Source organism: Streptomyces lydicus, assembly GCF_004125265.1.
In the GTDB taxonomy this organism is placed as follows: domain Bacteria; phylum Actinomycetota; class Actinomycetes; order Streptomycetales; family Streptomycetaceae; genus Streptomyces; species Streptomyces lydicus_C.
In genome coordinates, this window is sequence record NZ_RDTE01000003.1 from 75,538 (window position 1) to 94,150 (window position 18,613).

Genomic DNA, 18,613 nt, shown 5'->3' on the forward strand with positions numbered 1-18,613 from the left:
CGGGCTCCGCGCCCGTCGGACGCGGCATCCCGGCGAACGACGAGGATGTGACGTTGACCGACGCAGCGACAGCCGCCCGCACCGGACGGCTCGCCGAGACCCTCCACCCGGCCCGCACCGCCGACCCCGCGACGGCCCCCGCGGCCCCCGTCGCTCCCGCCGCCCCCGTCGCCGTCCTCGGCAAGGGCGTCCTCGCCTCCTCGATCCGTGCCGCCCTGGCCCGTACGCACCCGCTGGTGGCGGAGGAGGACCCGGCGTGTGCCGCGGTCGTCACGGCCGAGGACCGCTGGGTGACCGCGACCGAGCCGCCGCGCCCCGACGTGCCCTGGCTGCCGGTACGGGTCGAGCTCGGCCTGCTCGTGGTCGGCCCGACCACCGTCCCGGGGCGGGCCGGCTGCGCCCGGTGTGCCCGGACGCGCCGGCGGCGGGCTCTCGGCAAGGACAGTCCCCGTGCGGCTCTCCTGGAGCGGCACGGCGACCGGCTCGCCGGCCGTGCGTCGCCGGTCCTGACCACCTGGGCGTGCGAAACGACCGCCGCACTCGTCACGGACGAACTGAGCGCCACCGCCGGGCGGTTGACCGACAGCGCCCTCGCCTTCCTGTCATTGACCACCATGGCCATCGATGTGCACCGCTTCCTGCCCGACCCGGCATGCAGCTGGTGCGGCGGGCTCCCGGCGGACCGGCCGCCCGACCTCATGGGGCTGCCCCGGCCCAAGCCCCGGCCGGACATCCCGCGCGTGCGCGATCTGCGAGCGGGCTGGGAGGAGCTGGTCGCCCGGTACGTCGACGGGCGCACGGGACTGATCCGGCAGCTCGATGTGCGGACCGACTACCCGTACCCCATGGTCTCCGCCCCGCTGCACCTGCCCGGCGGGGAGCAGGAGGCCGGGTTCGGCCGCGACCTCGACTATGCGGCGTGCGCCCGCACCGCGCTCGCCGAAGCCCTGGAACGGCTGGGCGGGGCCCGTCCCGGCGGGCGCCGGACGACGGTGCGGTCCGGCTACGCGGAGATCGCCGACCGGGCGCTGTGCCCCCTCGACCTGGGCCTGTACCCGCCCGAGCGCTACGCCGAGCCGGACTTCCCCTATCCGCCGTACGCCCCGGACCTGGAGCTCAACTGGGTCTGGGGGCACTCCTTCGCCCGGGACGCCCCCGTTCTGGTTCCGGAGGACTACGCGTACTACCGCACCCGGCACGGCAACCCGGCGGCGCGGCCCCTGGCGTACGAGGTGTCCAACGGGTGCGCGCTGGGCGGCTGCCTGGAGGAGGCGGCGCTGCACGGGCTGGTCGAACTCGCCGAGCGGGACGCGTTCCTGCTGACCTGGTACGCCCGCCTCCCGGTGCCGCGGGTCGACCTGCGGACGGTGTCCGACCCCCGTGTCGGCGCGCTCGCCGAGCGCATCCGGCAGGACAGCGGCCACCGGGTGCTGGCCTTCGCCACCACCCCGGAGCACGGCATCCCCACGGCATGGGTGATGGCGGTGGGTCCGAGGGGACCGGGCCGGCCCGACGAGCCCGCCGCGGTCTGCGCCGCAGGGGCGCACTTCGACCCCGAATGCGCCCTGCGGAACGGCCTGTTGGAGCTCGCGGCGAACCTGGGGTGGAACCGGGCGGCCTTCCGTGCGGAGCGGGACCGTATCGCGGCGATGGTCGACGAGCCGGATCTGGTGCGCGAGATGCGGGATCATGCGCTGCTGTACTGCCACCCGGCCGCGTTCGACCGGTTCGCCTTTCTGCTCGGCGACGACGGCGACTGGGACAGGGGCGGTCTGCCCGTCGAGGAGGCGTTCGCACGGGCCACCTGCCGGCCGCGCGGCGCGGACATCCGCGACGACCTGGCCGAGGCGGTGGCCCGGTTCACCGACCGGGGCTCGGACGTCGTCGTGGTCGACCAGACCACGGACGAGCACCGTGCGGGCGGGCTGGCCTGCGCGAAGGTGATCGTGCCGGGGCTGCTGCCGATGACGTTCGGGCACCGGATGCGCCGCACGCACGGGCTGCCCCGGCTGCTGGATCTCCCGTCCGAACTCGGGTACCGCAGGGCGCCGTTGGCCGAGGAGGAGATCAACCCTCATCCGCACCCGTTCCCGTGACGTCCGTCCGCCTGCCCGCCTGCCTGCCTGCCTGCCTGCCACCCATGCTCCCCGTGTTTCCGCCCCCCCGTGACTGGAGTCGGCCATGACAGAGGACTTCACCACCCCGGACACCTTCGGCGTACGGATCGGCGGACTGCCCGCACCCACGCTGGACGACATGCGCTCGCCGGAGCTGTGGCGCCAGGCCGAGGCCGTACGCGAGCGGGAGCGCCAACTCGACCGCCGCGCATCGGCGTTGTCCGACATGCTCTACGAGGAGATCGGGCGGGCCGGTTCCGGCAAGCCACTTCTGGTGGCCGTGCGGAGGGCCCTTCACAATCGCCGCCCGCTCGCCGAGCGCCACTGGAACGACGAGGTGCGCGCACTGCTCCCCCGGGCCGTCGTCGACGAGGTGGACGGCTGGGTGCGGCTGCGGGCCGGCCATGAGGAGTCGGTGGCCCGGCTGGACGACCTGATCGGTCACCATCTGCGCACCCAGCAGGTGCTGCTGCGCAAGGCGGCCTCCGATCCCGTCCTCCAGCACGGGCTCGTCCTGAGCAGTCCGGTGCTCCTCGCCGAGGTGCGCAAGTGGCTCGCGCGCCCCGACGAACGGGCACCGGAGCGCTCGCTGGCGCAGCGGCTCGCCAAGTACCTGGCGCGGGTGACCATGAAGACCAGCCCGTTCAGCACGTTCACCGCCAGTGGCCTGGGGACGTGGAACGGGGGTGCCGGAGACCGGGCGTCCACCGGCCCTGGGGTGCACTCGGTCGCCGAGCTGAACGTATGGGTCGTCCAGCAGATCGTCCGCGCGCTCGGCAGCCGTCCCGAGCTCGCCGGGCGCGCTCGGCTGCGCCTCAACCCGAGCGCCCAACTCACCGAAGACCACTGGGAGTTCCTGGGGACGGACGCCGAGGAGCCGCTGCGCACCCTGCCCGCGGCGACCGCGGTGCGGGAGTGTGTGGCGGTGGTGCGGGAGGGCCGCCCCACGCGCGAGGAGGCGGCCCGGATCGTCGCGGACCGCACCGGGAGTGACCAGGCCACGGCATACCTGGCGCGCCTGGAGGAGCTGGGACTGCTGGAGGCCGAGCGGCCCTTCGCCGACCAGAGCCTCGACCATGTCGCCGAGGTGCGCTCCTGGCTCGCCGGGGCGACGGATGACGGGCTCATCGGGATCGAGCGGGAATTCGCGGTCATCGCCGACACTCTGGCCACCTATCCCCGCCTGTCCGATCCGGCGCAGCGGGTGCGTGCCACCAGTGCGGTGGAGGCAGCCCTGCGACGGATCAGGGACCTGGCCGGCCCGGACCGGATCAGCCTGCCCGCCAAGAACAGCGTCATCGAGAACGCCCTGGTGGCGGCGCCCTACCCCGGTCCGGACCGCCGCGCCTGGGGACCGGTCCTGCGAGATCTGGATGCCGTACGGCAGTGCTACGCCGTGCTCGACCCCGGCCTGCCCGGACGGGTCGCGCTCGCCGATCTGTTCGCCGAGCGCGTCGGCCCCGGCGAGGCGGTGCCGTTCCTCACCTTCCACCGGCTGGTGCAGACCTGGCTGCGCGACGACCCCGCGCTGCCCGCCCTGCTCTCGGTCGCCGTGCACGGCTATGGGCCGATGTACCGGCACCGGCTGCCCCGGCTGGGCGAACTGGCCGCGCTGCGGGACGAACTGTGCGAGGTGGTCCGCGCGGCTCCGGCCGAGGCGCAGGGCATCGTCCGGGTCGCCCCCGAGCGGCTGCTCTCGGTGGTGGAGCGCCGGCCCGCATGGATGCGGGCGCCGGACTCCGTGACCTACTACGGCCAGCCGCTCGGCACCGGCTCCGCGCCCGGGTTCGTGGTCAATGCCGTCAACTCCGGGCACGGCCGGGGACGCGACCGCATCCGGCGGCTCCTGACCCAGGCGGAGATCGAGGCGGTACGGGACACGGCCGTGGACACCGCTCCCCCGCCCCCGGGCCTCGTCCCTGCGGACACCTGCCGTCACTTCGGCAGCAACGTCGGGCTGCGGGCGTCCGCCGTCGCCGCGGAGATCGAGTACCCCGGAGGGCTGAGCCTGCGGCCTTCCGAGCACCGTATCCGCCTGGGCGACCTGTTCGTCCGGCACGACCCCGGCCCCGGCCTGCTCACCCTGCACACGCGGGGGCGCGACGGCGAGGTACGGCCCGTCCACCCCAACCTGATCGCGGAGTTGTGGCTGCCGCCCGCGCTGCGCCTGCTGCTGCAGACCTTCGGCGCGACGTCCAACCTGCTGATCCCGGGGCGGCGGATCTTCGGCGACCCGTCGCTCTCCGAGGTGCGGGAGGTCCTGGCGGAGCCGCGGGTGGTGGTGGGCCGTACGACGGTCAGCCGCCGGCAGTGGGTGCTGCCACCGGGTGCCGTGCCGCGGCGGGAGAAGGGCGAGAGCGACCGTTCGCTGCTGTTGCGGCTGGTCGGGTGGCTGGCGGAGCACGGTATGCCGCAGCGGTGCTTCGTCCGCGCCCTGGACCCGCAGTCGGTGATCAGCGGGGAGGTGTGGCGGGTCAAGTCGCGCAAGCCGCTCTATGTGGACTTCGCCAACCTGCTGCTCGTCGGGGTCTTCGAGCGGCTGCTCGCCGCCGGTGCGGGACAGGTGGTGTTCCTCCAGGAGGCGCTGCCCGGCCCCTGCGAGATGCCAGACCACGACGGCAGCGGGCCCCGGGTGACCGAATTCCTCGTCGAGATCAACGAAGGACGGACACGATGAGCATGACGAACGGACACGCCGACAGCGCCCGTCTGGACCCGGCGACCGCACGGGCGGCGGACTGGGTGTGCGCACACGTCTTCTACGACACCGACCAGGACGCCCTCCTGACCCACTGCGTCGAACCGGTGGTGAACGAGCTGGAGCAACGCGGGCTGATCCAGCGGTACTTCTTCCTGCGCTACTGGGAGGGCGGCCCGCATGTGCGGCTGCGACTGCTGCCCTCCCGCGCCCGTGACCGCGCCGACGTGGCCGAGGTGGCAGAGCGTCGCCTCGGCGCGTTCCTCGCACGGTCGCCCGCCCCGGACGTCGTGGACCGCTCCCACTTCGCGCAGGTCGCGCAGGGGCTGGCCGGGCTGGAGGGGCGTGCGGGCCATGACGACGTGATGCGGCCCAACAACACCGCGGAGTTCTTCCCCTACGAACGTGAGCACGCCGACTACGGGCGCGGCCCCGCCATCGCCGCCGTGGAGCGGCACTTCTGCGAGTCGAGCAGGCTGGCGCTGTCGGTGGTGTCGGCGGGCACCTCGGTGGAGCAGCGGGCGTTGCTCGCGTTCGACCTGGTGGTGGGCGTGTTCGCGCTGTGCGACGAGGTCCGCGACCGGTGGGCGCGCCACGGCGGGCCGCCGCTGCCGTTCGGAAGCGGCCCCGAAGCGGCCGATGTCGAGCCGCGCTACCGCGCACAGCGGGAGCAGTTGCACGCGCGGGCCCGGCACACCTGGCAGCTCACGGCCCGACCACCCGGGAACGACCAGCGCGGATACTGGCTGGCGTCGGTGCGACGGCTGCGCGACGAGCTGCACCACCTGGAGGAGACCGGTCGGTTCGCCGCCGACTGGGCGGGCTCCCCCCTGGCGGAACCGCTGGACCTGGCGGCCACCGCCCACCCGGCCACCAGCCTGGTGCTGTTGCGCTGCGCCCATCTGGTGAACAACCGCCTCGGGCTCACGCTGTGGCAGGAGAACCAGTTGCGGTTCCTCGTGGGACGGGTGCTGTCGGAGCTGCCCGAGGCGCAGGGCGTCGCATGACCGGATCCGCCGGGGCGTCCTGGTACAGCCTCCATGTCCACCACCACGACGAAGCAGCGGAGCCCGAGCTGATCCTGGGCGCCGTCCGGCCGGCGTTCGCCTCGGTGGAGGCGCGGGTACGCGGCGCCTGGTTCGGCCGGCACTGGCTGCGCGGCCCGCATCTCCGCCTCAACTTCCTTACGGAGGAGGCGACATGGCGTGCGCATGTACGCCCCAGGGTGAGGGGCATCGTCACCGACTACCTACGGGCGCGCCCGTCCACCGTCCGCCTGGACTCCGCCGCGCTCGCGCCCGTGCACGAGCGGCTCGCCGAGCTGGAGATGGAGGCCGGGCCGCTTGGGCCGTGGGTGGCGGACAACACCGTCGTGGAGCGCCCGTACGACCACCGGCTGCAGGTGCTCGGCTCGCTCCGCGCGAGCGAACTGCTGGCCGGGTTCCTCTCCGACACCACCGACCTCACGTTCCGGATGTACGAGCAGCTGCGCACCGCCCCGCTGTCCGTATTGGCGCTGGACCTGATGTGGACCACGGCGGCCGCGGCGGCGATCCCGTTCGAGGACGGCAGGGATCCGATCGAGCGGGGCGTGTTGTCGCTGCGCTCGCACGCGGACGCCTTCCTGTCCCGCACCCGCGACCCGGCCGTCTACCTCACCCGCTTCGACGAGCGGTTCCGCAGGCAGGAAGCCGCCCTGGGCGCGCGGCTGCGGGAGGTGGAAGCCACGCTCGCGGAGCCGGAGGGCAGCGAACTCCCGCCGGGCTCCGGAGTGGCATTCGTACGGGAGTGGGCCCGGGCCGTGCGCCGGCACCAGCGGATCGCACAACCGCTGCTCGCTTCGGGCGATGTGTCGATGGGCGGGGCGGCGCTGGCGCCGCGCATGCCGACGCGCAGGCTCAGCGAGTTCCACCGGCTCCTGCAGTCCGACCACGGCCACCGGGACTTCCTCGTCGACGACACCTGGTTCGCGTCGTTCCGCCTGGTGATGAACTACCTCTACCTGCACCTCAACCGGCTGGGGCTGGCGCCCGTGGACCGTGGGCTGCTGTGCCATCTGGCGTCGCGGGCCGTGGAGTCGGTGCACGGCTCTTCGGCCGTCGCCAGTTTCGCCCGGTACGTCGCCGCATCCGACCGGAGCGAGGAGCCCGCGTGGCGGCGGATCGGCACCGAGTGGGCGGAGGGTACGCGCTGAGCCTCCGCCCCGGCCGGTCCCGGCGTCAGCCGCCGCTGAAGACCTGGGCGAGCTGCCGGCGACCGGTGATGCCCAGTTTGCGGTACGCACCGGACAGGTGGAACTCGACGGTGCGTACGGCGACGAACAGCCGGCCCGCGATGTCGCGGTTGGAGTGTCCTTCCTTGGCGAGGTGGAGGATCTTCCGTTCCTGCGGCGTCAGGCGGTCCAAGAGCGGAGAGGCGGGCTGCGGGGGCTGCGGGCCGGGTTGCCGGGGCTGCGCGTCGGGCTGCGGGGAGGCGTGAACGGCGTACGCCGGGGATACGGACGGCTCCCGCACGCTCGCAGGATCGGGGGCGGCCGTGGACATGGCTGTCCCGGAGAGCTCCAGAGGTCCCCGGTCCGTCCCCCGGAGCGACTCCCAGACGCCCTGGACGTGCCGGGCCAGCGGCTCCGCGCCGCACGCGCGGGCGAGCCGGCAGGCCGACAGCAACGCGGCACAAGCCGCCTCTCCCCGCCCCAGCCCGGCCAGTCCGGCTCCCAACTCCGCTTGTACGAAGGCGCGGTGCAGGCGGTCCGGGGACCGCGCGAGCAACCCGGCCGCGTCCGTGAGCAGGTCGATGCGCCGCTCTCCGTTCTCGGTGAGGGCCAGTGCGTGCAAGGCGGTGCCGATGGACTCCGGCGTGCCCCAGCGGCGGGCGTCGTGCACTTCGGCGCCTGCGAGTTCGGCAGCTTCCTCGCGTTTCCCCCGCGCCGACAGGAGCCGAGCGGCGCGGGAGCGCCAGGGCAGCACCGCCGGGTTCCGCACCCCCGCCTCCTCCAGGAGGCGGCCTGCCGCGAGCAGGTCCTCCAGGGCACGAGCCGGGTCGTCGCTCGCGTGGACCGCCGCTCGCGCGGCCAGGGCGTACGCGGAGTCCCGCCGCCACGGCAGCGGGTCCCGGTCCAGGCCGCTCTCCGCCAACAGGGAACGGGCCGATTCGGTCATGCCCTTCAGGACCCGCACCTCGGCCAGGGCGGCCACTCCGGTCACCGCCGAGGGGTGACCCGTCGCCGCGAAGGCGAGCAGGCGGTCGGCCAGAGGGGTCAGGGCGGCGTCGGCGGCGTGGAGGTCCCCCCGGGCCCGCAGGACCGTCGCACGCAGCAGCTCGACCTTGATGTGGCCCCAGCGGCCGGGGCGGGCGCCGGCGACCTGCCGGCCGCGTCCGCAGTGCGTCCACGCTTCGGCTACTTCACCGGCCGCCACCAGTACGCCGCAGGTGTGCCACAGCAGGGTGGCCGAGCCACGCCCCGCGCCCCGGGGCAGCCCCTGCCGGGCGTGCCGTACGGCCGCCCCCCGGTCGGCCCCGGCATCGGCTTCCTGTACCGCGCACAGCGCCGCGAGTTCCCGGCCCACGCTCCCCCGCTGCGGGGTCCGGCGGGTCAGGTTCCCGGGCGGATCCGCCGCCTGCGCCAGCCACAGCGGACCACGCCTGCAGGTGAACGCCTTGTGCAGGCGCAACCGCAGCTGCCAGGAGCCGTCCCCCGATGCCCGCCCGAGGCGGGCCGCGGCGTCGTCGAGCACGGTGACGGCTTCCTCGGCCCGGCCGCACTCGGCCAGTACCGCGGCCAGCGCCAGCGCGTATTCGAGTACGACGCCGGGGTCCTGGGACTCGCAGCGGGCTGTGTCCAGGAGGCGTACGGCGCGCTCCGGGTCGACAAAAGCGTCCAGCTCGGCGAGTTCCCTGCGCACGGCCGACTTCTGATGGGGGCGCAGTGGTTCGCGGAGCGCTGCGCGCAGGCAGCGGGCCGCGTCCTGGGGCCTGCCCTCCTGCTCCAGTTGGCGGGCGGCCCGCCGCAGACAGCGCATCGCCCACTCCTGCCCCACGAGGCCGGCGGCGACCAGGTGGTGGGCGACGGTCGTCGTGGCGGCCTGCCGGTCGCGCAGCAGGGCCGCCGCCCGCAGGTGCAGGGCGGCCCGTGTGCCGGCGGCGATACGGCCGAGCACCATGCTTTCGAGAAGGGGGTGACGAAAGGCGAGCGGGGTGCGGTTGGCGAGGAGACAGGCGTCGACGAGCTGGTCGACGGCACCGAGCGCCTCTTCGACCGTCAGGCGGGCCAGCTCGGCACTCTCCACGACCTCGGCGCCCCCGCCGAGCACCGCGACCGCCTGCGCGAGGGCCAGTGCGGGGGTGCTCAGCGGCGCCAGCCACCGATCGGCGCCTGCCAGGACGCCCGACGCGGCGGTGGCGCGCAACGCGTCAGCCGTAGGCGCGCTGCCGGCGTGCGGCGCCAGCAGCGCCTGCAGGAGCGCGGGATTGCCGCCGGTGAGCTCGCCGCACACCGGCGCGGTTCGTGTGTCGAGGCGGACGCGGCATCGTGCCGCGGCGGCTTCGGACAGGTCATGCGTGAGCAGCCCCGGCAGGTCGATGGGCTCGGCAGCGGCGAGGAGCACGGCACCGGGCTTGTCCGGGGTGCCGTGCCAGGGGCTGGAAACGGCCTCGGCCCCGGCGCCGCAGATGCGGACCGTGAGCACGATCGCCAGCGGCGCGGTCGGCACCGTCCGGGACAGCTCCGACAACCAGCGCAGTGACCAGCTGTCGACCTGGGCCATATCGTCCACGCACAGGGCGACCGGGGCGTCCCGTTCCATCGGCACCGCGGCGGTCAGCCCCCCGGGACCAACGCCGGGCGGTGTCCGGTGCCGCACTTCCACTGATTTCCGGTCGTCGGGGCGCAGTTGGGCGATGAGCCGGTTGACTGTCGAGTACGGACGGTCCTCCGCCCCCGTCCCGCGCACCACGGCGACGCGGAACCCCGCCGCGGACGCGTCCGCCCCGAAGGCCTCGAGCAGGGTCGACTTCCCCGCTCCCGGCTCGCCACGGACTACCGCCACGACGGGGCAGCGGTCCCGGCGGGATCGTTCGAGCACGGCCCGGAGCCGCGCTGTCTCGTTCCTGCGGCCGATCTCCCCGAGCGCCATGAGCCCCTCCCGATCGCCGACCGTCGTGCAACGCTCCACCTACAGTGCCGACGGTCAGTTCACCGGGCAGAGAACCCGCAGGAAGTGCGTATTTGGGCATTCGACTTGAAAGGGACTCTTTATGGCAGGATGTCGTGGCGCAGGCAGGCAGTAGACGACTCGGCGCGCAGGGGTCGGCGAGCGCGAACCACCGCTTGGGAGCGTTTTTTACAGCGCCGCGCCCATGAGTCCCCGTATCGTCTCCGGCGGCGATGCTTGTCACCTCCCTCTCCATCGTTTTCATCGAGGTCACCGGGTGCGCACTCCGAAGAGCCGGCGAACGGCTGGATCGTGTCGCACAGCACTCCGGACGGGGACGGGGCGCGTCACCGCCACCTTGAGGCCGCAACCGGATCCGAGAGGCCACACGGGCCGGGCGGAAGGTCACACTCGCCGCGCAAGGCTCATGGGTGGGCCCGCTCGGGCCCTGGCGAGCCACCACGCCGACGCTTCCCGGTCACCCACGTACCGATAACACGCGAGCGGTACGCCGGGTTTCTCTCTCACGCTGCTAAATTCGCGACCAAGGGCTGCATCAATGCCCCCACCGGTTCTGCATTCAGACCGGCGGCCGGATCCGGAACTCCGTGCCTCGACGAAGTTCATGGGAACGATGACGCAATTGCGCGACGAAGGGGCTTGCTGTGGCGAGTGTCCGTGAAGCCACCATCGATCTGCTCAGGAAGCACGAGCTGAACACATGGTTCGGCAACCCGGGCTCCTCCGAACTGACCCTGCTGGAGGAATTCCCCAGCGACTTCCGCTATCTCCTGGGTTTGCAGGAAATGGTGCCGGTCGGCATGGCCGACGGTTTTTCGCAGGTCACGGGACGTCCCGCGCTGGTGATGGTGCACACCGCGCCCGGCCTCGGCAACGCCGTGGGCGCCCTGTACAACGCCTACCTGAACAAGACGCCGCTCATTGTCATCGCAGGCAACCAGCGTCGTGTCATGCAGAATCAGAAATGCCTCCTGACCAACGAGGACGCCGTCCTGGTCCCGCGTCCGTTTGTCAAATGGTCCGCCGAGCCAGCCCTCGCGAGCGAGGTACCCGCGGTCCTCGCCCGCGCCATCCACGTCGCGATGTCCCCGCCCACCGGACCGGTCTTCGTCTCCGTACCGATGGACGACATGCACTATGAACTCAACGACACTCAAGTCGCGGAGATCGAGGTAATCCGGAACCGCGAGATCACCCACGCCGGAGGGTTCCGAAAAGACCTGGCGAAGAAAATCGCCGGTCAGCTCTCCGCCGCGAAGTCACCCGCTTTCGTCGTCCACGGCGACCTGGAGCACGCCGGGGCCTGGGACCCGTTCGTGAAGCTGGCCGAACGCAGCAAGGCCGCCGTGTGGACGGCGCCGCTCCCGGGCCTGTCCGGGTTCCCGGAGAACCACCCTCTGTACCAGGGCCTGCTCCCGCCCGGCGCCGGCTGGATCTCCGAAGAGCTGAAGGGCCACGACCTCGTCGTGGCCCTGGGCGGCCCGGTCTTCCGCTACTACCCCTACATCCCCGGCCCGTATCTGCCCGAGGGCACCTCCCTCGTCCACATCACGAGCGACCCGGACGAAGCCGCCCGCGCACCCGTCGGCGACGCCTACGTGGCGGACGTCCGGGCCGCGGTGGAAGCCGTGCTGGCCGAGACCTCCGAATCGTCGCGCACCGCCCCCCAGGCCCGCCCCGGCGTACCGCATCCGGAACGGGCCGAAGCCCCGATGCAGGCAGCGGACCTGTGGACGGCCGTCGGCCACGCCGCCCCGGCGGATGCCCTGTTCGTGACCGAGGCCGGTTCCAACGAAATCCCGATCACGTCATTCGTACGGCCCGGCGCTTCCCTTTCCCACATGTCCGCGGTCGGCGGGGGCCTCGGATTCGGGCTGCCCGCCGCTGTCGGCGCCCAACTCGCCGCCCCGGACCGCCCGGTGCTCGCCCTCATGGGCGACGGGTCGATGCACTACGCGATCACGTCCCTGTGGACCGCGGCCCGCTACAAGATCCCCCTGACGATCGTCGTCTCCTCCAACGAGGAATACGGCGTCCTCAAGCAGTTCGCCGACATCGAGAGCACCACCGGCGTCCCCGGACTGGACCTGCCCGGGCTCAACATCGTGGCCACCGCCGCGAGTTACGGCATCGACGCCCACGAAGCCACCGACACCGACCAGGTCGCCGAGATGCTCCGCGCCGGAGTCGCCGACCGGGAACGCCCGACCCTCATCAACGTCCGGACGAACAAGGCCAAGAAGGTCGCCCCACGGTGACCTGAGCCCGCCCGCCGGGGCCACGCAGGTGCTCCGTACCGGGTGCATGGCGTCCACGGTGACGAGCTGTCCCTGCATCCGGTGCATCAGGCCCTGGCGATGTTCCTGCCCGGCATCGGCTCCGCGAGCGCTGTCCGCCATCCGGGGGCGCCGAAGGCGTCCGCGAAGTACTGCGTCTCGTGCACGACATGCCCATGGGCGAATTCCATGATGCTCACCGAGCGGCTGGGCACTCCGTCGTAGGTGATGACGCACTCGCTGACCCACAGGTCCCCGCCGCCGACAATCCGGTGGACGGTGAAATGCCGGCCGGCGGGGTGCCCGCCACGTTGCGCCGAGATCGTCGTGCGGCCCCGGAATCGTTCACCTGACTGGGGATAGTCGAGGATCGCGTCCGCGGCGTAGATGGCGTGCTCGGCTTCGGTGTCTCCATGTTCCGATGCCCGCCAGTGTTCCTCGATCGCGGCCCTGGTGCGGACGTCAGGATCCATCGCATTGTCCCTTCCGCACGCGGCCGAAGCGCGCCGGGGCGTGCGTATTCCCTTCAGCGGCCGGCGCTCTGGCCGCCGTCCACATGCAGGACCTCGCCGGTGACGAAGGACGCCTGCTCCAGGTACAGGATGGCCTGGACGACGTCGTCGACCTCTTCCATCCGCCCGAGTGGATGGCGGGCCACGAGTTCGGGCGTCACCTCCGGATTCATCGGCGTGTGGACGACGCCGAGCGAGACGGTGTTCACGCGGATGCCGTGCCCCGCGAATTCGATCGCCAACTCCTTCGTGACCGCGTTCAGCCCGCCCTTGGTCAGCGACGCGAGCGCGCAGGGCACCTGTGAATTCGGCTGGTCGACCAAGGAGGTCGAAATGTTCACGAGGTGACCGCCGCCCTCGTCGCGGGAGAGCATCGCGCCGATGGCACTGCGCGAGACGTTGAAGAAGCCGCGCAGGTTCACTCCGACGATCAGGTCGAAGTCCTTGTCCGTGTAGTCGGTGAACGGCTTGCCGATGTAGACACCGGCACTGTTGACCACGGTGTCGATCCGACCGAACCTGTCCATCGCCGCACCTGTGATCCGCTCGCCGACACCGGACTCCGTCAGATCGCCGCAGCAGGCGAGCACCTGCGGATCATCGGAATCCGGCATGGAGCGGCTGGTGGCCACGACCGCGTACCCGAGGCCGCGGTAGGCGGTGACGATGGCCGAGCCGATGCCCCCGTCGGCACCGGTGATGATCGCGACCTTCGGACCCGGCTTGTGCATGCGGGCACGCGCCTGGGCCGGATCGCTCCGGGACGGTTTCACTCGAGGATTTCCAGCATTCGGTTGCCCAGGACCGCGGCCGAGGCCGGGTTCTGCCCGGTGACCAGGTTGCGGTCCTCGACCATGTACGGCTCCCACATCGGGCCGCGGCTGAAGTTGACCCCGACCTTCTCCTGCACATCGGTCTCCAACAGCCATGGCGCCCTGGAGGCCAGCCCGACGCCCTCCTCCTCCTCATTGGTGAAGCATGTGACGTTGAAGCCCTTGAACGGCGAATCGCCGTGGACTCTGGTCGCCAGCATCGAGGCGGGGGCGTGACAGACGATGAACAGCGGGCTGCCCGAGGTCAGCTGCCGCGTCAGCAGCCGTCCGGCATCGGCGTCCCAGGCCAGGTCCGACATGGGACCGTGACCGCCTGGCAGGTACACCGCGTCGTAGTCCTCGAGGCGGACGTCCGACAGCCGCAGCGGCCGGCGCATCACCTCCGCGGAACGGATCACGGCCTCCAGTTCCAGGGCGCTGTCGTTTCCGCCGACCAACTCGGGGCGCAGGCTCATCATGTCGACGGTCGGGATCACGCCGTTCGGGGTCGCGACGACGACCTCGTGACCGGCGTCCGTCAAGATCTTGTACGGGTTCGCGAACTCCTCGGCCCAGTAGCCCGTCGCATGCCTCGTGCCGTCCTTCAGCACCCAGTAGCTGGCACCGCTCACGATGAAAAGCACCTGGGCCATGGCAAAGATCCCCTCTCGCACGCGCATACGCGTTCGCGGGACGACCAGTGACACCACTCGCCGCCAACAACCCTCCCTCGCCTGCCACTCTAGGCGTATATGCGACGATTCGCCGCTTCGGCGTATTTCTGCGCGAGCGCGGGATCGACTTCACCTCGCTGCACGAGATCCTGGACACCACCGCCTCGACCACTTCTCACCCTGCCAACAGGATGAGCGCCCGATGAGCGCCCTCTCCCCTCCGCTTCATCCTCTGCGCCCCTGCCCCGCCGCCAGGCCCGGGGCGGCGAGCGGAGCAGCGGTATGACCCCGGGGGCCGTGCAGCCCTGGGCCCATCCGTCTCCCGGCCGGTGCGCCCGCGTCCTCCGGGGGACGGTGTGTCACTTGGCGGGCTTCCGCTCGGGTGCGCCGAAATTGTCGACGTCCACCACGGCCTGCGCGAATGCTGCCGGGGCTTCCTGTGGCACGTTGTGGCCGATGCCTTTCAGAGTGCGGTGCGCGTATCGGCCGGTGAACTTGTCTCGATAGGACGAGCCGCCGCCCGCAGGCGTGAAGGGATCGGTCTCGCCGTCAAGCGCAATCGTGGGCACGGTGATGACAGGGGCTTTGGCCAGTCGATTTTCGAGGCCGTCGTACTGTGGGTCGCCCTTGGCCAGGCTCAGCCGCCAGCGATAATTGTGGATCACGATGCTGACGTAATCGGGATTGCTGAATGCTGCCGCGGTCCGGTCGAATGTGGCAGCATCAAAATTCCAGGTCGGGGAGTTGAACTTCCAGATCAATTTCGCCAGGTCATGCCGGTTCCGCTCCAGGCCTAGCCGGCCTCGTTCCGTGGCGAAGTAGAACTGATACCACCACGCCCACTCTGCTTTCGGCGGCAACGGCTTCTTATTGGCTTCACGGTTCGTGATCAAATAGCCGGTCACGGAGACCAAGCCCTTGACCCGCTCCGGCCAGAGTGCCGCGATGATGTCCGCGGTTCGCGCTCCCCAGTCGTAGCCGGCGAAGATCGCCTTGTCGATCCGCAAGGCGTCCAGCATCGCGATGATATCGAGAGCGAATACCGACTGCTGTGCGTTCCGGAACGTCTTGTTCGAAAGAAAACGCGTCGTTCCGTGGCCGCGCAGATACGGGACGATGACGCGGTAGCCCTGCGCCGCCAGCAAAGGCGCGACAGCGGCATAGCTGTGAATGTCGTAGGGCCAGCCGTGCAGCAGAATGACCACGGGGCCGCGGGCCGGGCCGGCTTCAGCATATCCGACATTCAGAACGCCTGCCCTGACCTGTTTCAATGAGCCGAAAGGAGATTCCTTTCCCGGCTCTTTTCTTCCCTGGCCGATCGTCGGCGGAAACTGATTGTCGTCATGGGGCACGACCTTTGAGCACGCCCAGGAAAGGCCGGCCGCCGAAGCCACGGCCGCTCCCGTACCGAGGGCCCTTCCGAAGGTTCGCCTGCTGATCATCTGACACCTCCCGTGAAGCCGTGGCCGCCGGGCACCCGGAGCCGCCCTTGACGAATGCGCGAAATCCCTGCCCGCTCCGGCACCCGTCACCTCGCCGATCGCAGGAATGCCAGGCCATCGGCCGAAGGCTGCGTGCCTGCGAACGGCGTCCGTGGATGACACCTGGCGTTGGGCATTCCGCGACACGGGCCGAAGGCAACGGAGCGTCCGGCCGTCAGGCGGCAGGCTCCCGTCCCGGCCGCCCTCTGCTCCCCATGCCCGGCGCCCGCAGGCTCGTCCGACTTGGGCTGGAACAGGGCCGGCGGCGCCCGGACTCGCCTGCCACTCCTGAACTTTTTCGGGTTGATCAGCGGGAAAGGAGTTGCTGGCCGCCATCGATGTCGTATGTGCCGCCGGTGAGCGCGTCGTTGCACATGAGGTGTACGGCGAGGGCGGCGACGTCCGCCGGGCCGACGACCCGTCGGATAGGAAGGGTGGCGCGCAGCTCCTCGCGCCGGGCGTCGAGCTGATCGCCCAGGAGCGAGGCGGACAGGGAGGTGTCGACGAAGCCGGCGGCGATGAGGTTCACCCGGATTGGTGCCAGTTCGAGCGCCAGGTTGGCGGTGAGGGCGGGCAGCGCGGCCGTGAGGGCGGAGACGACCGTCATGCCGACACCAGGGCGCCGGCCACCGGTGCCGCCCATGAACACCAGCGTGCCTCCGGCTCGGACCTTGTCCCGGCTGTAGAGGGCGACACCGAGGGTCAGGGCGAGCCGCTGTCCGAACTCACGGCGGGCAGCCTCAAGATCCATACCGGACAGGGGCCGGTAGGAAGGGCTGCCGGCCGTTACCATCACGTGGTCGACCGGCCCGGGCAGATCGTGAAAGAACTGCCGCAGACCGTCGTTGTCGGTCGCATCGAACGCCGCCGTGCTGAGCGGGTGCAGTTCGTCCGCGGCCTCTTCCAGCCGTTCGGGGTTGCGACCGGCCAGGACCAGCCTTCCGCCGCCTTCCCGTACCTGGCGGGCGGTTTCGAGTCCGATGCCCGCGCTGCCGCCGATCACCACGACGGTCTGATCGGCGAGATCGGGCCGACGAGGGGTGCCGGGATCGCTGGTTGCGGTAGTCATGACGATGCGCCCCGCTCAGAACCTGTCGCGATGGGCGGCGGTTCGCCGCCCGTCGCTCGTGCCTCCGGATATCGGTTTCTGCTCCTATCGTCGCGCTTGCGGCCGTTGATCACCTGTCAGCCGGATCTCGGGGTCGAAGCCGATGAGGTGAGGGGCAGGTCCGGGTCGATCGGGGCTCCCCTGAGGCGATCTCCTTGCCGAGATCATCAAGTGTCGACGCATCGCAGACCACCGGTCCGCCCCGTGCTGCACAGGTGCGAGCCGGCGCAAAAAGGGCGACCGTGGTGTCAGCACCCGAGTTCGAACGGAGGGCGCGATGAGTGGCACCGGCACGATCAATGACTTCGACGTGATCGTGCTCGGCGGCGGCGCTCCGGGCGAGCACACCGCCGGCGCGCTCGCCGAGGGGGGCCTGGGCGTCGCGGTCGTGGAGCGCGACCTGGTCGGCGGCGAATGCTCCTACTGGGCGTGCATTCCCTCGAAGTCGCTGCTGCGCCCGGCCGAGGCGGTGCAGGGCGCACGTGAGGCGGCGGGAACCGCCGAGGTCGACGTCCAGGCGGCTCTCGCCTGGCGTGACTACATGGTCTCTGACTACTCCGACGCCGGAGCTGAGCGCTGGCTGGCGGAGAGGGGGATCACGCTGCTACGGGGGCACGGCCGCCTGGCAGCCACTGGTGCGGTAGATGTCGACGGGGTGCGCTACACCGCCGAGCACGTCGTACTGGCGAACGGCGCGGACCCCATCGTGCCGCCGGTTCCCGGCCTGCGGGAACTTGAGGGCGTCTGGAGCACGCGCGAGGCGACCGGTATGAAGGCGGTGCCCCGGCGGTTGATCGTGCTCGGCGGTGGGCCGGCCGGGCTCGAGCTGGCACAGGTGGTACGTCGCTTCGGCGGCGAGGTGGTTCTCGTGGAAGCCGCTGAACACCTCCTCGCACGCGAGCCCGCGCCCCTGGGCGAAGCGCTCGGCACTGCCCTGCGCCGCGACGGCATCGACTTCGTCCTCGGCACGCCGGCGACCAAGGCATTCCGCGACGGCGAGGAATTCGTTCTGGGGTTGGCGGACGGATGGGAGTTGCGCGGCGATCGTCTGCTCGTCGCCACCGGCCGCCGCCCGCGTATCGAGGGGATCGGGCTGGAATCCGTGGGTATCACTGCGGACAGCCGGGGGATCCCGGTCGATGCGCGCATGCGGGCGGGCGAGCGCTTGTGGGCGGTCGGCGACGTCACGGGCATTTGGCCCCTGACGCACGTCGGCGAGTACCAGGGCGAGGTCGTTGCCTCGAACATCCTCGGCGAGCCCCGAGAGGCCCATTTCGAGGCGGTCCCACGCGTCACCTATACCGATCCGCAAGCGGCGGCCGTGGGGACCACCGCAGCCCGGTTCAGCGGAACGGCGTTGCTGACGGAGATCGCCAAGACGGCTGCTTACACGCACTCCTACGCCGAATCAAACGGCTTCCTGACACTGCTCAGCGACGGTGAACGGCTGACCGGCGGCTATGCGCTCGGCCCCGACGCCGGGGAGTGGATGCAGCAGGCCACGCTGGCGATTCGCGCCCGCATTCCCCTTGACGTACTGCGCGACACGATCCAGCCATTCCCCAGTTTCTCGGAGATCTACGCCGCTGCGCTCAAAGCGCTCAGCCGCGATACCAAGAGAGCCGGGCGGCCGGTCGAAGCATGATCTCGGCGTTCACGACGGGCGGCGGCAGTTCTCAGCGCAGGCCGCGTGGCGATGACGCCGCCTCGAACCGAGGGTCGATACTCACCCCATGCGACCGTCCAGGCGCATTGGGCAATGCT

General features: G+C 71.3%; 12 protein-coding genes. 6 read left to right on the forward strand and 6 right to left on the reverse strand.

The genetic code is table 11. The features are described 5' to 3' along the window. Nucleotides 1-53: 53 nt before the first annotated feature. The 4 genes from D9V36_RS03220 (at nucleotide 54) to D9V36_RS03235 (ending at nucleotide 7,009) form a co-directional block, all read left to right on the forward strand. Nucleotides 54-2,096 carry a TOMM precursor leader peptide-binding protein gene (locus tag D9V36_RS03220; protein WP_129292403.1) on the forward strand — a complete coding sequence of 681 codons (2,043 nt, stop codon included), beginning with the start codon at nucleotides 54-56 and terminating at the stop codon, nucleotides 2,094-2,096. A gap of 85 nt (nucleotides 2,097-2,181) precedes the next feature. Further along, nucleotides 2,182-4,794 carry a lantibiotic dehydratase gene (locus tag D9V36_RS03225; RefSeq protein ID WP_129292404.1) on the forward strand — a complete coding sequence of 871 codons (2,613 nt, stop codon included), beginning with the start codon at nucleotides 2,182-2,184 and terminating at the stop codon, nucleotides 4,792-4,794. After that, complete coding sequence (locus D9V36_RS03230) at nucleotides 4,791-5,822, forward strand: thiopeptide-type bacteriocin biosynthesis protein (RefSeq protein WP_241720676.1); 1,032 nt, start codon at nucleotides 4,791-4,793, stop codon at nucleotides 5,820-5,822. Before D9V36_RS03225 ends, D9V36_RS03230 begins: the two co-directional genes overlap by 4 nt. Next, nucleotides 5,819-7,009, forward strand: a complete 1,191-nt coding sequence (locus D9V36_RS03235) for a thiopeptide maturation pyridine synthase (protein WP_129292405.1) — start codon at nucleotides 5,819-5,821, stop codon at nucleotides 7,007-7,009. The genes D9V36_RS03230 and D9V36_RS03235 overlap by 4 nt, the downstream gene beginning before the upstream one ends. A gap of 25 nt (nucleotides 7,010-7,034) precedes the next feature. Here D9V36_RS03235 and D9V36_RS03240 read toward each other — a convergent pair whose 3' ends face one another. Beyond that, complete coding sequence (locus D9V36_RS03240) at nucleotides 7,035-9,947, reverse strand: helix-turn-helix transcriptional regulator (protein WP_129292406.1); 2,913 nt, start codon at nucleotides 9,945-9,947, stop codon at nucleotides 7,035-7,037. A gap of 683 nt (nucleotides 9,948-10,630) precedes the next feature. Between D9V36_RS03240 and mdlC the strand changes: the two genes are divergently transcribed. Then, the gene (gene mdlC / locus D9V36_RS03245; RefSeq protein ID WP_129292407.1) at nucleotides 10,631-12,244 is read left to right on the forward strand and encodes a benzoylformate decarboxylase; all 1,614 of its coding nucleotides are present in this window, start codon (nucleotides 10,631-10,633) and stop codon (nucleotides 12,242-12,244) included. Between the two features lie 86 nt (nucleotides 12,245-12,330). Here the strand turns inward: mdlC and D9V36_RS03250 are convergent, their stop codons facing one another. From D9V36_RS03250 to D9V36_RS03270, 5 genes are all read right to left on the reverse strand, one after another. After that, nucleotides 12,331-12,735: a nuclear transport factor 2 family protein gene (locus tag D9V36_RS03250; protein ID WP_129292408.1), complete on the reverse strand. Its 405-nt coding sequence runs from the start codon at nucleotides 12,733-12,735 to the stop codon at nucleotides 12,331-12,333. Nucleotides 12,736-12,788: 53 nt separating this feature from the next. Further along, a complete protein-coding gene (locus D9V36_RS03255; RefSeq protein WP_129292409.1) occupies nucleotides 12,789-13,505 on the reverse strand; it encodes an SDR family NAD(P)-dependent oxidoreductase in 717 nt (238 codons plus the stop codon). A gap of 38 nt (nucleotides 13,506-13,543) precedes the next feature. Further along, nucleotides 13,544-14,239 (reverse strand): type 1 glutamine amidotransferase domain-containing protein, encoded by a 696-nt coding sequence (locus tag D9V36_RS03260; RefSeq protein ID WP_129292410.1) that lies wholly within the window; start codon nucleotides 14,237-14,239, stop codon nucleotides 13,544-13,546. Nucleotides 14,240-14,619: 380 nt separating this feature from the next. Next, nucleotides 14,620-15,702 (reverse strand): alpha/beta fold hydrolase, encoded by a 1,083-nt coding sequence (locus tag D9V36_RS03265; RefSeq protein WP_129292411.1) that lies wholly within the window; start codon nucleotides 15,700-15,702, stop codon nucleotides 14,620-14,622. Nucleotides 15,703-16,048: 346 nt separating this feature from the next. Continuing rightward, nucleotides 16,049-16,810 carry an SDR family oxidoreductase gene (locus D9V36_RS03270; protein WP_129292412.1) on the reverse strand — a complete coding sequence of 254 codons (762 nt, stop codon included), beginning with the start codon at nucleotides 16,808-16,810 and terminating at the stop codon, nucleotides 16,049-16,051. Nucleotides 16,811-17,126: 316 nt separating this feature from the next. Between D9V36_RS03270 and D9V36_RS03275 the strand changes: the two genes are divergently transcribed. Next, complete coding sequence (locus tag D9V36_RS03275) at nucleotides 17,127-18,494, forward strand: dihydrolipoyl dehydrogenase family protein (RefSeq protein WP_129292413.1); 1,368 nt, start codon at nucleotides 17,127-17,129, stop codon at nucleotides 18,492-18,494. Nucleotides 18,495-18,613: the final 119 nt, after the last annotated feature.